This window comes from Vibrio rotiferianus (genome assembly GCF_002214395.1).
In the GTDB taxonomy this organism is placed as follows: domain Bacteria; phylum Pseudomonadota; class Gammaproteobacteria; order Enterobacterales; family Vibrionaceae; genus Vibrio; species Vibrio rotiferianus.
This window is the reverse complement of sequence record NZ_CP018312.1, coordinates 1,410,466-1,424,204: the sequence shown is the minus strand read 5'-3', so window position 1 is coordinate 1,424,204 and position 13,739 is coordinate 1,410,466. Positions and strand designations below refer to the sequence as shown.

At 43.3% G+C, this 13,739-nt stretch carries 11 protein-coding genes; 6 read left to right on the top strand and 5 right to left on the bottom strand.

All coding sequences use genetic code 11. The features are described 5' to 3' along the window. Positions 1-120 precede the first annotated feature (120 nt). The 5 genes from potA (at position 121) to BSZ04_RS15915 (ending at position 5,267) form a co-directional block, all read left to right on the top strand. On the top strand, positions 121-1,236 hold the full coding sequence (gene potA, locus BSZ04_RS15935) for a spermidine/putrescine ABC transporter ATP-binding protein PotA (RefSeq protein ID WP_033009172.1): 1,116 nt from the start codon (positions 121-123) through the stop codon (positions 1,234-1,236). Continuing rightward, on the top strand, positions 1,217-2,077 hold the full coding sequence (gene potB / locus BSZ04_RS15930) for a spermidine/putrescine ABC transporter permease PotB (protein WP_010447924.1): 861 nt from the start codon (positions 1,217-1,219) through the stop codon (positions 2,075-2,077). Before potA ends, potB begins: the two co-directional genes overlap by 20 nt. Continuing rightward, a complete protein-coding gene (gene potC / locus BSZ04_RS15925; protein WP_005389180.1) occupies positions 2,077-2,847 on the top strand; it encodes a spermidine/putrescine ABC transporter permease PotC in 771 nt (256 codons plus the stop codon). The genes potB and potC overlap by 1 nt, the downstream gene beginning before the upstream one ends. A gap of 106 nt (positions 2,848-2,953) precedes the next feature. After that, a complete protein-coding gene (locus BSZ04_RS15920; RefSeq protein WP_088880818.1) occupies positions 2,954-3,985 on the top strand; it encodes an extracellular solute-binding protein in 1,032 nt (343 codons plus the stop codon). A gap of 244 nt (positions 3,986-4,229) precedes the next feature. Continuing rightward, positions 4,230-5,267, top strand: coding sequence for an extracellular solute-binding protein (locus BSZ04_RS15915; protein WP_005445793.1), 1,038 nt, complete (start codon positions 4,230-4,232; stop codon positions 5,265-5,267). Between the two features lie 180 nt (positions 5,268-5,447). Here BSZ04_RS15915 and cobB read toward each other — a convergent pair whose 3' ends face one another. Next, positions 5,448-6,179: a Sir2 family NAD+-dependent deacetylase gene (gene cobB / locus BSZ04_RS15910; protein ID WP_088880817.1), complete on the bottom strand. Its 732-nt coding sequence runs from the start codon at positions 6,177-6,179 to the stop codon at positions 5,448-5,450. Between the two features lie 120 nt (positions 6,180-6,299). Between cobB and BSZ04_RS15905 the strand changes: the two genes are divergently transcribed. Further along, positions 6,300-6,479 (top strand): hypothetical protein, encoded by a 180-nt coding sequence (locus BSZ04_RS15905; protein WP_045389674.1) that lies wholly within the window; start codon positions 6,300-6,302, stop codon positions 6,477-6,479. A gap of 189 nt (positions 6,480-6,668) precedes the next feature. On the opposite strand, the gene BSZ04_RS15900 is transcribed toward BSZ04_RS15905, so the two are convergent. The 4 genes from BSZ04_RS15900 to BSZ04_RS15885 all read right to left on the bottom strand — a co-directional run bounded on the left by BSZ04_RS15900 (position 6,669) and on the right by BSZ04_RS15885 (position 13,731). Next, on the bottom strand, positions 6,669-7,562 hold the full coding sequence (locus BSZ04_RS15900; protein ID WP_088880816.1) for an immunity 49 family protein: 894 nt from the start codon (positions 7,560-7,562) through the stop codon (positions 6,669-6,671). Further along, positions 7,563-11,936, bottom strand: coding sequence for an RHS repeat-associated core domain-containing protein (locus tag BSZ04_RS15895; protein ID WP_088880815.1), 4,374 nt, complete (start codon positions 11,934-11,936; stop codon positions 7,563-7,565). A gap of 342 nt (positions 11,937-12,278) precedes the next feature. Further along, the gene (locus tag BSZ04_RS15890) at positions 12,279-12,695 is read right to left on the bottom strand and encodes a membrane protein (RefSeq protein WP_005427687.1); all 417 of its coding nucleotides are present in this window, start codon (positions 12,693-12,695) and stop codon (positions 12,279-12,281) included. Continuing rightward, the gene (locus tag BSZ04_RS15885) at positions 12,679-13,731 is read right to left on the bottom strand and encodes a formate dehydrogenase subunit gamma (RefSeq protein WP_050917979.1); all 1,053 of its coding nucleotides are present in this window, start codon (positions 13,729-13,731) and stop codon (positions 12,679-12,681) included. The genes BSZ04_RS15890 and BSZ04_RS15885 overlap by 17 nt, the downstream gene beginning before the upstream one ends. Between the last annotated feature and the right edge of the window lie 8 nt (positions 13,732-13,739).

Below are 13,739 nucleotides of genomic sequence, written 5' to 3'. Positions count from 1 at the left end.
AAGATAAGAAAATGCTTTGATTTCACAATTTTGGTGATTATGATGCGCGCCTCAAAAGTGAATGACTAATGTCACATCAATTGGATCCACCCCAACTTGAACGTGGGAGAAATACAGACGTTGAACGCTAAACAGCAAGCAGGAAAGCCAGTAGTTCGTCTATCTGGTATTAGCAAAAGTTTCGATGGCAAGGAGATCATCGGTAATTTAAATCTGGATGTTAATCATGGTGAGTTTCTGACGATTCTTGGTCCATCAGGTTGCGGTAAAACAACGGTTTTACGCATGATTGCGGGCTTTGAGACGGCAGACAACGGTCAAATCGTATTAGATGACCAAGATGTAACACAGGTTCCTGCAGAGCAAAGGCACGTCAACACGGTATTTCAGAGTTACGCACTCTTCCCTCATATGACCGTATTCGAAAACGTTGCATTTGGTCTTCGTATGCAGAAAACCCCTGCAGCAGAGATCGAGCCACGAGTGATGGATGCTTTACGTATGGTTCGCCTCGAAAAAATGGCACAACGTAAGCCTCACCAACTTTCTGGTGGTCAGCAACAACGTATCGCGATTGCGCGTGCGGTTGTTAATAAGCCAAAAGTACTGCTGCTAGATGAATCTCTATCTGCACTTGATTACAAATTGCGTAAACAAATGCAAATCGAGCTGAAACAACTTCAGCGTCAACTTGGTATTACCTTTATCTTCGTTACGCACGATCAGGAAGAAGCCCTATCGATGTCTGACCGCATTATTGTTATGCGCGACGGTGTTATCGAGCAAGACGGTTCTCCACGTGAGATTTATGAAGAACCTAAGAACCTATTTGTTGCTCGCTTTATCGGTGAGATCAACGTATTCAACGCAACCATGCTAGAGCGTATCGACGAGAAACGTATCCGTGCAGAAATCGAAGGTGTTGAGTCAGTTGTTTACTACGATCAAGAAGCTCAACCAGGTGACAAGCTACAAGTACTACTTCGCCCAGAAGACTTACGCATTGAAGAGATCAAAGAGTCTGAAGAAAAAGGCATCGTAGGTCACGTAACAGAGCGTACCTATAAAGGTATGACGCTTGATTCAGTTATCCAGTTGGATTCAGGCATGCGCGTGATGGTAAGCGAATTCTTTAACGAAGATGATCCAGATGTGGACCACTCCCTCGGCCAGAAAGTCGCTATTACTTGGGTTGAGAGCTGGGAGGTAGTACTAAATGATAAGCAAGAAGCTTAATCTTCAGAACGCGATCATTACCCTAATCGTTGGCTGGCTAACACTGTTTGTGTTAGTACCAAACCTAATGATTATCGGTACGAGTTTCTTGACGCGTGATGAAGCGAACCTAATTGAATTAACGTTTACTTTCGACAACTACCTTCGCCTACTCGATCCTCTGTATGCAAAAGTGTTGATGCACTCTTTCTACATGGCGATCATCGCAACCTTGTTGTGTTTGGTGATTGGTTACCCATTTGCTTACATCGTAGCGAAAATGCCTGAGAAATGGCGTCCGTTCATGTTGTTCTTGGTGATTGTACCGTTCTGGACTAACTCTCTGATCCGCACTTACGGTCTGAAGATTGTTCTCGGTACTCAGGGCATTTTGAACAAATCGTTGATGGCGATGGAAATCATCGATAAGCCGATGCGTTTAATGTACACCGAAACAGCAGTAATGATCGGTCTTGTGTACATCCTACTTCCATTTATGATTTTGCCACTCTACTCGGCGATTGAGAAGTTGGACAACACTTACATCGAGGCAGCAAAAGACCTTGGTGCGAACAAGTTCCAAACCATTACTAAAGTGATTCTCCCTCTGACAATGCCTGGCATTATCGGTGGCTGTTTGTTGGTTCTACTACCTGCACTAGGTATGTTCTACATCTCTGACCTTCTAGGCGGTGCGAAGAACCTACTGATTGGTAACGTGATTAAGAGCCAAGTACTGAACGCTCGTGACTGGCCATTTGGTGCCGCGACCAGTATCGCCCTCACCTTCGCAATGGCTGTGATGCTTTACGCTTACTACAGAGCAGGCAAACTATTGAATAAGAAAGTGGAGCTAGACTAATGGGACGCACAGTTAGATTTAGCTTTATGGCGCTGGTATATGCATTTTTGTATCTACCAATCATCGTCTTAATTGTTAACTCATTTAATGCCAACAAGTTTGGTATGAAATGGGGTGGTTTTACTACTAAGTGGTACGAAACCTTAGTTAATAACGACAGCCTAATGCAGGCTGCATGGCATTCATTGAACGTCGCGGTATTTTCTGCAACTGCTGCTACAATTATTGGTAGTTTGACAGCCGTTGCTCTATTCCGTTACTCGTTCAAAGGTAAAGGCGCCGTAAACGGCATGCTGTTTGTCGTAATGATGTCTCCAGATATTGTAATGGCGATTTCATTGCTTGCTCTGTTCCTCGTATTAGGCGCACAGCTTGGCTTCTTTACGCTATTGATTGCTCACATCACCTTCTGTCTACCGTTCGTTGTGGTAACAGTGTACAGCCGCTTAAATGGCTTTGATGTGAAGATGTTGGAAGCAGCAAAAGACCTTGGTGCAAGCGAATGGGTAATCTTGAAGCAGATCATCCTTCCTCTCGCTAAACCAGCGGTTGCTGCGGGTTGGCTACTAAGCTTTACCCTGTCTCTGGACGACGTAATTATTAGCTCGTTTGTGACAGGTCCAACATACGAAATCCTACCATTGAAGATTTACTCAATGGTTAAGGTGGGCATTTCACCGGAAGTGAACGCCCTTGCAACGGTCATGCTGATTGTTTCTTTGGTTCTTGTAGTAATTTCTCAGTTGCTAGCAAGAGAAAAAGTGAAGTAAAATCCGCACCCGTTAACATCGCGAAACAGAATGGTTACATGCCATTCTGTTTTTCTATCTATCGTCCAAAATTAATTGGACAACGTTTGGTTTGGAGCTAACGTCAATGAAAAAATGGGCTACTCTATTAGCTGGTAGTGCATGTGCGCTTTCTCTGTTCTCTGGTACAGCGGCAGCGGATGATAAAGAATTAGTATTTATGAACTGGGGTCCTTACATCAACAGTAATATCCTAGAGCAATTTACTAAAGAAACTGGCATAAAAGTGATCTACTCGACTTATGAGTCGAACGAGACTTTGTATGCAAAGCTAAAAACTCATAACCAAGGTTATGACCTAGTGGTTCCTTCCACTTACTTCGTAGCGAAGATGCGTGACGAAGGTATGCTACAAAAGATCGATAAGACTAAGCTGAAGAACTTTGGCAACCTAGATACAAACTACCTAGACAAGCCTTACGATCCAAATAACAACTACTCTATTCCACACGTTGTTGCGATTACAGGTCTAGCGGTGAACGCTGACATGTACGATCCAAACGACTTCCAAAGCTGGGCTGACCTATGGAAACCTGAGCTTGAAGGTCAAGTAATGCTAATGGACGACACTCGTGAAGTGTTCCACATTGCGCTACGCAAACTGGGTTACTCAGGTAACTCTACGGATCCAAAACAAATTGACGAAGCGTACGCAGAGCTACAAAAGCTTATGCCAAACGTTCTAGTATTTAACTCTGACAACCCAGGTGCACCATACATGTCTGGCGAAGTTGGCGTTGGTATGCTTTGGAACGGCAGCGCAGCAGCAGCTCAAAATGAAGGCATGAACCTTAAGCTAGTATTCCCTAAAGAAGGTGGTATCGGCTGGGTTGATAACTTCGCTATCTCTTCTGGTGCAAAAAACGTAGAAGCGGCTCATAAGATGATCGACTTCCTACTACGTCCAGAAATCGCAGAGCAAATTTCAGCGGACACGGGTTACCTAACAGCGGTTGCAGAATCGAACGCTAAGTTCAAAGACGTTGCGCCACTGTTCCCTTCTCAAGAAGATCTTGACCGCGTTGAATGGCAAGATTCTGTTGGCGACATGACAGTGAAGTACGAAGATTACTTCTTGAAGCTGAAAGCGGGTCAATAATCGCTTACTAAGCCATCTACTAAATGAAAATAGGCAGCAATACGCTGCCTATTTTTGTAATTGACTGATATAATTGTATGTTGCTAGGTTTATTTGACTCGAGTTCAAGCATTACGCTCTATTTTGTTCGTAATGCCTGTTGTCATGGCTCAGATAAACAGAATTGTGCTTATCGCAATTTGGCTCAAATCGTTATTTGTTACTAGTATTGATTTGTCCTGTTGCTGAACAAAACGGAAAACAAATGAAAAGTAAATTCTACGCAAGCGCACTGTGTGCAGCGACGCTAATCGCTACCCCTGCAATGGCTGCTGATCAAGAGCTGTATTTCTACAACTGGTCGGAATACATTCCAAACGAAGTTCTTGAAGACTTTACAAAAGAAACTGGTATCAAAGTTATCTACTCTACGTACGAGTCTAACGAAAGCATGTACGCGAAGTTGAAAACTCAAGGTTCTGGTTACGACTTGGTAGTACCGTCTACCTATTTCGTATCTAAAATGCGTAAAGAAGGCATGCTGCAAAAGATCGACAAAGAGAAATTGTCTCACTTTGCTGATCTAGACACTAACTTCCTAAACAAGCCGTTCGATCCGAACAACAACTACTCTATCCCATACATTTGGGGTGCGACCGGTATTGGTATCAATGCTGATATGCTAGACAAGTCTTCTGTGACTAAATGGGATGACTTCTGGGATAGCAAGTGGGAAGGTCAACTAATGCTAATGGATGATTCTCGCGAAGTATTCCACATTGCATTAACAAAACTTGGTTATTCTCCAAACACGACTAACCCTGACGAAATCAAAGCGGCTTACGAAGAGCTGAAAAAGTTAATGCCGAACGTATTGGTGTTCAACTCAGACTTCCCAGCGAACCCTTACTTAGCAGGCGAAGTATCACTTGGTATGCTTTGGAACGGTTCTGCATACATGGCTCGTCAAGAAGGCGCTAACATCGACATCATCTGGCCAGAAAAAGGCACTATCTTCTGGATGGACAGCCTAGCGATTCCAGCTGGCGCGAAGAACGTTGATGCGGCTCATAAAATGATCGACTTCCTACTACGTCCTGAGAATGCGGCTAAGATTGCGCTAGAGATTGGTTACCCTACTCCTGTGAAAACAGCTCATGATCTACTACCGAAAGAATTTGCTAACGATCCAAGCATCTTCCCTCCACAAGAAGTGATGGACAGCGGTACATGGCAAGATGAAGTTGGTGAAGCAAGCGTGCTTTACGATGAGTACTTCCAAAAACTAAAAGTAGACAACTAATCAGTCTGTCGAAATAGTTCAGAAAAGCGGCTTCGGTCGCTTTTCTTGTATCTGAAACTCGCTCTTTGCATCTCAAACTATACTGCTCAGATTACAAAGCGTCAGAAGACAAAGTTTCAAAATACAAAAAGGCATCGAATCACTCGATGCCTTTCTTATATGGATAATCAACCAACGTGTTTAGGTGCTAGTTTCGTTTTCCAAAGCGAGAATCTCATCTACTAGTTTCGGTACTTCGATGCTTGCCTTGCCGTAGCGCTTTTCTTCAAACTCACTCTCGACAGCACTTGGCTCTAGGTTGATCTCAATCGTATGGGCGCCATGCATTTTCGCATCGTGAACAAAACCAGCTGCAGGGTAAACGACACCAGACGTACCAATGGAAATAAACAAATCTGCTTCTTCTAACGTCGCATAAATCTCACCCATGCGTAATGGCATCTCACCAAACCAAACAATGTGTGGGCGCATCTGTGAAGGAATTTGGCAGCAGTGACACAACTCACCAGTTTGAATGTCTTCCGAATGTTCAATGACTTGATTTGATTCGCTGCAGCGTGCTTTCAGTAGTTCGCCATGCATGTGGATGATATTGGCACTACCACCTCTTTCGTGCAAATTATCGATGTTTTGCGTGATGATAGTTACTTTGCCTTCTAGCTCTTTTTCAAGGCGCCCTAACGCGGTATGAGCAGCGTTTGGCTTGATATCGTCACCTTGCAGTTTTTTACGGCGTTGATTATAGAATGATTGAACAAGATCCGGATCGCGGTCAAAACCTTCTGGTGTTGCCACATCTTCTATTCGGTGATTCTCCCAAAGACCATCCTGAGCTCGAAATGTTTGAATACCAGACTCAGCCGAAATGCCTGCGCCAGTAAGTACTACAATATTTCTATAAGGGAAATTCATAACCTATCCTTGTTGTTCTTTTTCATTAGCTTAACACTGAACGAATAACAACAGTAGTAATATGGATTAGACCATGGTCGTATTGGTCTTAATTAGAATGATAAATTGAGAGGCAAAGCAATGAGACGTGTATCTCTTGTCCTTATCCTATTGAGTACTTTAGCAGGGTGTCAGCTTACAAATGTTGAGGGTGAATTCGACGATGTAAAAGTCAAAGTGAGTACCAATGATAATAACAAACATCCGGGTCATGGCGGAGATTTTTGCCCACCGGGTCAAGCAAAGAAAGGAAACTGCTAAATTAAAACAGCGGTACAATGTATGCCACTACTTTAATTAGACTTCTTCGCTGGGTGGAGCGCAATGACTATCAACTTGCGCTCCATTCTACCCCGACCGACTTTTAGGAGCGGGACTCAGATCGCCTAGCTCTTCAAGCCTTTTACAAGAAAGTACTCTCTTTAACCATTTTGAGGTTGCTCGGATATACTAACGAGTAATCCGCCCTGCTTTTGCCTCTTCTAGCCAACGTCCTTCAACAAGATATGGTGGTAACCAACCTGTTTCGACAGACAATCGGTTCCCTTTGTCATACCACATACATGCCATACCAAGCAGAGGGAAAGAGATGAAGGTTTCTATTGAAATCAAATTTTTAGGCGTATCTAATCGCATTTGGTATTGCTCTTGGAACTGTAGATTCTTAACAAGCACCTCTTCAAAGTCATAACCAATATCAGTGGTAAGTGCCGCGAGAGTTTCTAGAATCCCCATCGCAATTTCCAGCGCCCAGTCATCTCCTTGAGCCACCGCTGCGTCCATCGCAACCACAAGCTTATCGGGGTAATCCGATGTGCGATTGTGATACGACTGAATGACATCCACCAACATATAAGACAATTCACCCGCCTTCGTGGAACTATGTTTCATCAGAGAAATCGGAAAATTCGCCAACAGGTCCATATTGGGTTTATCACGCACAATCACCGAAGTGAAATATGCATCAAGCCATCGGTTAGGGTGTAAACATCCCGTTTTTAAAATGCCGTCACCTTTCCAAGTTACCTCAGGGTATCCAGGTATTTGAATACTCTGAGCTTCATCTGGCTTTATGGCAAGCTGATGATAAAAAGCACGCATTAATGATGCTTCATACAAGCAAAGCGTTCCGGTTTGTTCATTTTCTATTGATTGTGGGAACCACGAGTACCACCTTACTAGTTCAAACGCTTCATCACTTAGAGCAACTAAGTTTTCTCTCCGAATACAGATTACCTCTTTGCGTGTATCGAGGTCTTCATTAATATCAGAGTTATAGCCTTGGATTAGCTCTGGAGTTAGTTTCGGATTAGCACTTCTTTCTAATTTACGTTTGTCTGACATTTATCGCCCCCCTAAATCTACTTTAAATTCATTTACTCTAACCTTTGACACTTTCCCAGATACAGAGATTGGGCTTTGAGTATGTATGTATCTGATTGGGCACCCACGCCTCGAAGCCTTCCTTATTGCTTTGGCTACCTTTCTCTCTGTTGTACCTCGTTCATGCTTAGACATCTCACCAATAATTGCTGCAGCATATTCAGCGGTCCCTTGCTGATACGCTTCATTGCCAATTTTACGACTGCCGAGCGGGCTGCTGCCACCTTTAGCCTCTACGACAATGATTTCACCTGGTGGAGGGTCTTCGACCTCATAAACCATATCGAAGTCACCGGGCTTAGAGCCTGACGTTTCGATATCTTCAGGGTGCAATAGTTTTGCGGTTGGATACTTACTCCTAACAAAGTCGTCGGCCGCCAACTCACCAATTTTTGCAGACTGCTCATTGATCTTTGCTATTTGAGCATTATGACCTTCTGTTTCTCTTGCATTCATCGCCTCTTTGCGCATCTTCAAACACTTATCGATTTTTTCTTTGTTGCGTTCTGTCAGTTCATATTCGTTGGTGTTTAGTTCCGAGTTTTCTTTGTATTCTGCTTTATTAAGCACAAGATCTTCAGTAAAGATTGTGCAGCCCTGATCGCAATCTGCACTCTCAGAGTCCAGTACATGCGCATTTACAAACTCCTCTATACCGACTACGTACTGAACTTTTTGTTTGCTGCCATCTGATTGATTGATGTGACGATAAAAGGTAATTTCGTTTTTCTGGCAATCAATATGATCGATATCGTATTCATATCTGATGTGGTTTTTGCCATTCGGTTTACGAATCTTAACTTGTGAACGAACACCATCTTCCCCAACAGATGTTTCTTTAGCTGCTTGCAATACACGGTCGCACAATTCTTTGGGTACTTTGCCTTGAGAATGGATTTCAACCAACATTTTAGATAAACGTTTTAAACCTTCATCGCAAAGTAGCCCTGTAGGGTCAATCCATTGAATAGGGTTAATGGCATACTGATAATGGTTAACGCCGCCCGCAATGCTTATTGGATCTTGTTGAATAAAGCGGCCGAGGGTCGGGTCATAGTAACGTGCTAAATTGTAATGTAACTGGGTTTCGCAATCGAAGTACTGCCCTTGAAACCTTAGCGGGTTAACGACTTCTTCAATATCAATGTGCGCATACCCAAACGTGTCGTAAGTCGCTTGCCATACTGTCCTTCCGTCAATATCTTTGAGTACTTCTGGCTTTCCGACTTGGTCACATTGATAAAAATACACATGGCCATCTTCATACAACGCTATGGGGATATAAGTTTCAGGTTGGTAGAAGTACCAACGGAATGAACCTGAAAAATACTCACCAATCAAGCGTTCTCCTTCCCAGAAGAACTCACGAATTCCATTTTCGGAGATTTTCCTTATCCGTCGACCAAGAGCATCATATTCAAATTGACATATACCTTTGAATAAGTGCACTTCTATCAATTGATTCAAGGCGTCAAAGACTCGAGTTTGGGTGTAACCGTTCCCTTCTGCTGAAACTTGATTCCCCTGAGAGTCGTATTTGTATCTCATGTTGCCATACATATCGACTCGGTCTAAATGTACTTCGCAATCAGGAATTTTGGGGTTTCCAAAGCTATCAAAACAAAAAGACTGAATATCTTTTGGAGAATTTACACGTATGAGTTGCCCAAGTTTATCGTAATGAAAATGTGTTTTTCCAAACACGCTGTCGACAATAGTAGATATGTGATTACTTGCGTTGAATAAGTAACTCTTTTTCCTATCGGGCCAACATTGTTCTTTCAAACGCCCAATACCATCGAACACCTTATTCTCTATAAAGTCATTGCTTTTAATGGCACAGATTCTGCCAGTTTTGTCGTAGTTGAATTCCACCTTATGTCTCGCATCATCTCCAATAATGACAGCAGACACTTGTCCATATCGATCATATTCGTATACGACATTCGTTTTATCCGGCAACGATACCTGCAGCAACTTGCCGAGGCGACTATATTCTTGGGTGAATTCGAACGACCCTTGAACCCGCTTTATTTGGTTTCCTGATGGGCAGTAATGATATTGAAGAGTTTGATGCTTATTGGAGGCAAAAGTAATTTTCCCACCTAGGGTGTAACTGAAGTGACTTTCGTTGATATAGCGACCATTTCCAGCCCGAACATTAGACAAATAACCTGCATCATCATACCTGTATAGCACTGTCCGTTCATGAACTTGTTTTTCGGCAATCCTTCCCATCGAATCATAGCGAAACTTGGTTTCTATCCCATCAAAGCCTTGAGTTGAGATCAATTCCCCTTCTTGATCGTAAGAAAAGCAAAATTCCAATCCATCACTACGTATGAGTTTGCTGAGGTTTCTTTCCTCATCATATTCATAGGAAAAGCTACTCCCATCAGCAAGCACAATACCTTCTTGCTGGTTTAGCTGTCCCCAAACAATTTGTGTGACGCCTTCGGGCGTTGATACTCTTACTACTCGGCTGTACTCATCGTAGGAATACTCTTCACTAAAGCCTGTTTTGTCACTCTCGTTATAAAACTGCACGCTTGTGCGTTTGCCAGTATCATCATAAGTTAACGAAGCAATACAGCCATCGGGATAAGCGATACCATTGATCCAACCATTTTCATTATGACTATACCGAATCAAAGTCCCATTAAGCTCGTGGGCCACGACTCGTTGCTGCTTATCCCACCACCATTGTTTAACCTCTCCATCAGAGCAAGTGCTGCGAATGATATGACCGTGTTTGTCGTATTCATACTTAGTCATGCACCCTTGAGAGTCGCTGTCCCATACTCGCTGTCCAAGGGAGTTATAAAAAACCTGCTCTGATTCGCCATCTGGCGTAATGACCTTAGTGAGTTGCCCCAGCGAGTCATACTCGTAGGCATTTATCGCACCAGAGGAATGCGACTTCGATACTAATTGACCTTGAAGGTTATACTGGTAGCTTGTTTTGGTGTTGTCTGGATAGGTTTCGGTGACTTTCCTTCCTAAGTCGTCATAATCAAATGTCCATTTCCTTCCACTAGGACTGATTTTCTCTAATAACTTCCCCTGTTCATCATGGACAAATCTCCACATGTCATTGAAAGAATTTGAGTATGATGAATGTGGAGGATGAAAAGAAAATTGGTAGTCATATACGCCTAGATCACCATAGTTTCTAATACAGACAGCTTTAGTATCATCCCCCTCCCAAACAAAATGATGGGCAAAGCCTGTTGGTCTAACTCGTTTGGTGATGAGGTGTGAATGGTTGTAATAATAATGCTCAGTCAACTTCCATTGATTTGACGCTTTAACAAGATCAAAGTCAGAGTTGTACTCATAAGTCGCTAACGCTTTTCCTGTATTAGGTAGGAATAATTCGACCAAGCGACCTTCATCATTATATTGACACTCTATCGTCGGTTGTTTATTCGTCGCAATTCGAATCAAGCGATGGTTTTGTGAATACTCAAGCTGATAGTTTGAAAAGATGTCAGATCGAATTTCTCTTAATAACCACTTTTCGCGCTTCAGCTCAAATCGGTATTGATTACCGTTTGCTAAAGTAATAACTCTTGTCACTGAGTTTAAAAAATGACAACTTGCACCAACGTAAATTTGATAACTGGTTGCACCGACTGACACTGGCGAAAAGCTGATGACATCAGCAAGTTCATTTATGAACTCCCAGCTTATTACGGTTCCTTTTTCGTGATGGTTATCTTTTAGATCGAATGAAAAGTTGTGCCTCCACCCATAGCCCAACCCTTGATCGGTATCCGAGACACTCGAGCGGTATGTTCTCGACCATACAAAACCGTTCTGCAGTTCTACGTCCGTTAACGTCAGTATCTCCTCGCCACTAACTAAGGATACTGGGTCACCTGCTTTTTGGTCTTTTTCACAGCTCTCTTTTTGTGGTTTGGCTGACATTGCATCGACCCTAGCCTGCTGCTTTTGATCGGCTTTTAGGGATTGTTTGCTACTGACTTTGGTAGACGAATTTGGGGGATTTGTCACCCCTGTTGCCATTACATGTTCTTTTGAAGGAGGGATGAAAGAAGCTTTTAATTTGCCGTTGAGCAACGCTTCTGAAAGACGAGGTACGTAGCTATCAAATGGCGACTCTGTTTCAACGAGCTGTGGTGGAAATTCCCCAATTTGATAGAAGAGTCTTTCAATATCAGAGGTTTCTGCATTCTGAAACCCTTTTAAGAAATCTTCTGCAGCAATCAGAGAGTTAAATTCAACTAACTCACCATTAGGAGGTTTTTCACTCGATAAATGATATAGCGCACCAGATGTACTGATTAGGGGAAGAATGAATTGCGGAACCATAGCTGTAACGTGTTAGTCCTTTACTAATGCCTGTAGATAACAACTTTGCGCTGGCCTTGACACGCTTGTAGACCACTGATTTTCTTAGCGCTACACACTCTATCGACACAAATAAATCTGAGTAAATGCACAATAGTAGTGTTGTGAGTGATATCCCGTCACGTAGAACCAGCATTCTCAAGTTGTAGTCAATCTTTGAGGCTCCTCCACGAATATAAAAACGATCAAATAATCCTTAGTAATTCGCTTGTTTGAGACTAGGTGTCATATTTGTAAGACGAATCTTATGTTCAAGGCATAAAAAAGCCCCGCGATTGCGAGGCTTTGAACTGAGAGACTGTTTTATAGGTTTGGACCTGTAGAGGGTCTGTGCGGCATATTGTTGCGCAGTTGGTTCATACCTTGGTACATACGTAGGAACCACACTAAAATCGCCAACGCGGCGAACAGCATACCAATCCAAGGGATAAAGTACGCAACAGAGTCTAACAACGTACTGTGCATCCAATAATCACTCACACCAATCAACACACCGTTTGATGTTGCTACCGTAACGATAAGTACAACAAAGAACGTTAGGTATAGGAAGAAAGTACGAATCAAGCCGTAGTAATGTGAGTTCACTACGTCGCTGTCTTCGCCTTTATCCAAACGGTACCCAGCGTAAATGATTGCGACAACGCCTGAGATCAAGAACGTAAACGGGGTCAAACAACTCAGGATGTACGCAACCCAAATCCCGTTATGAGGTTTGTTCATTCGTCTTCGCTCCTTTTACTTCCGTTTGTGCTGTGTCTGTTTCGCCCATCGCCTCTTTGGATTTCACTTCTTCATACCAAAGATCGTGGTGCTCTTTCGCCCATGTCTCATCAACTTCACCGGTAACCATGCCTTCTAGTGCACCTTCCATACCGAATAGACCGATGTAGATGTGGAAGATAAAGCCACAAATTAGGATGAGAGCAGAAATCGCGTGAACAAGGTTAGACAGTTCCATATCGCGACGAGTTTGGCCGAAAATTGGGAAATCCAGAATTAAGCCACTCACAGCTGCGATAGCACCGAAGAAGATCAACAACCAGTAAATTGCCTTTTCTCCACCGTTCGAGAAACCAGCTGATGGGTGCGTGCCTTTGTGTTTACCAACCATGCCGCCCATTTTCATGAACCAACGAATGTCAGTCATGTTAGGGATAGATTTGCGCCACCATTTCAGTAGAACAAACATCAGCAAGATGAAGAACAGCGGGCCCATGTAGTTGTGGTACTGCTTCGCCAACATGACGATGAAGCCCCAGAACTCAGTTGGTACGTACGGCTTCAAGAAGTGCTTACCGTAAACCAGCATCAAACCACTGAATGCCAGCGTTAAGAAGGTAAACGCCATGCTCCAGTGAAGTGCACGGTCTAGTCGAGACCAGCGTTTCATCTTCTTGCCAGTACGTGGCTTGCTTAGCATCAGAGGACCTACGAATACATAAGCCATGATAACCATTGCGATACTGCCGAAAATCGCGACAGCGCCCGCAGGAGACATCCATTTCTCTTTAAGAATGTACCAAGTCTCACCCGGAGTACTGATCAGCACACCGTGTTCCGCTGATTTCGACGTGGTATAGCCTTCTTGCCCCTCTTTGACCTGACGCCAGAAGTCTGCACCTGCAAGTTGTGTCATCTCCTGTTGTACCACTGGAGATGTGTCTTCTTGCGCAGACGCTGGCATAGCAAAGGTCAGGAGTAATGCTGTCATCATCGACAGCATTACAAGAGACGCACGTTTAAGAGTATTTAACATGTGTCTCT

Bases quoted from the DNA above. Each gene is read 5' to 3' on its own strand.
- cobB (WP_088880817.1), bottom strand. From the start codon at position 6,179: ATGAATTTCCCTTATAGAAATATTGTAGTACTTACTGGCGCAGGCATT.
- BSZ04_RS15900 (WP_088880816.1), bottom strand. From the start codon at position 7,562: ATGTCAGACAAACGTAAATTAGAAAGAAGTGCTAATCCGAAACTAACT.
- BSZ04_RS15895 (WP_088880815.1), bottom strand. From the start codon at position 11,936: ATGGTTCCGCAATTCATTCTTCCCCTAATCAGTACATCTGGTGCGCTA.
- BSZ04_RS15885 (WP_050917979.1), bottom strand. From the start codon at position 13,731: ATGTTAAATACTCTTAAACGTGCGTCTCTTGTAATGCTGTCGATGATG.
- potB (WP_010447924.1), top strand. From the start codon at position 1,217: ATGATAAGCAAGAAGCTTAATCTTCAGAACGCGATCATTACCCTAATC.
- BSZ04_RS15920 (WP_088880818.1), top strand. From the start codon at position 2,954: ATGAAAAAATGGGCTACTCTATTAGCTGGTAGTGCATGTGCGCTTTCT.
- BSZ04_RS15905 (WP_045389674.1), top strand. From the start codon at position 6,300: ATGAGACGTGTATCTCTTGTCCTTATCCTATTGAGTACTTTAGCAGGG.
- potC (WP_005389180.1), top strand. From the start codon at position 2,077: ATGGGACGCACAGTTAGATTTAGCTTTATGGCGCTGGTATATGCATTT.
- BSZ04_RS15915 (WP_005445793.1), top strand. From the start codon at position 4,230: ATGAAAAGTAAATTCTACGCAAGCGCACTGTGTGCAGCGACGCTAATC.
- BSZ04_RS15890 (WP_005427687.1), bottom strand. From the start codon at position 12,695: ATGAACAAACCTCATAACGGGATTTGGGTTGCGTACATCCTGAGTTGT.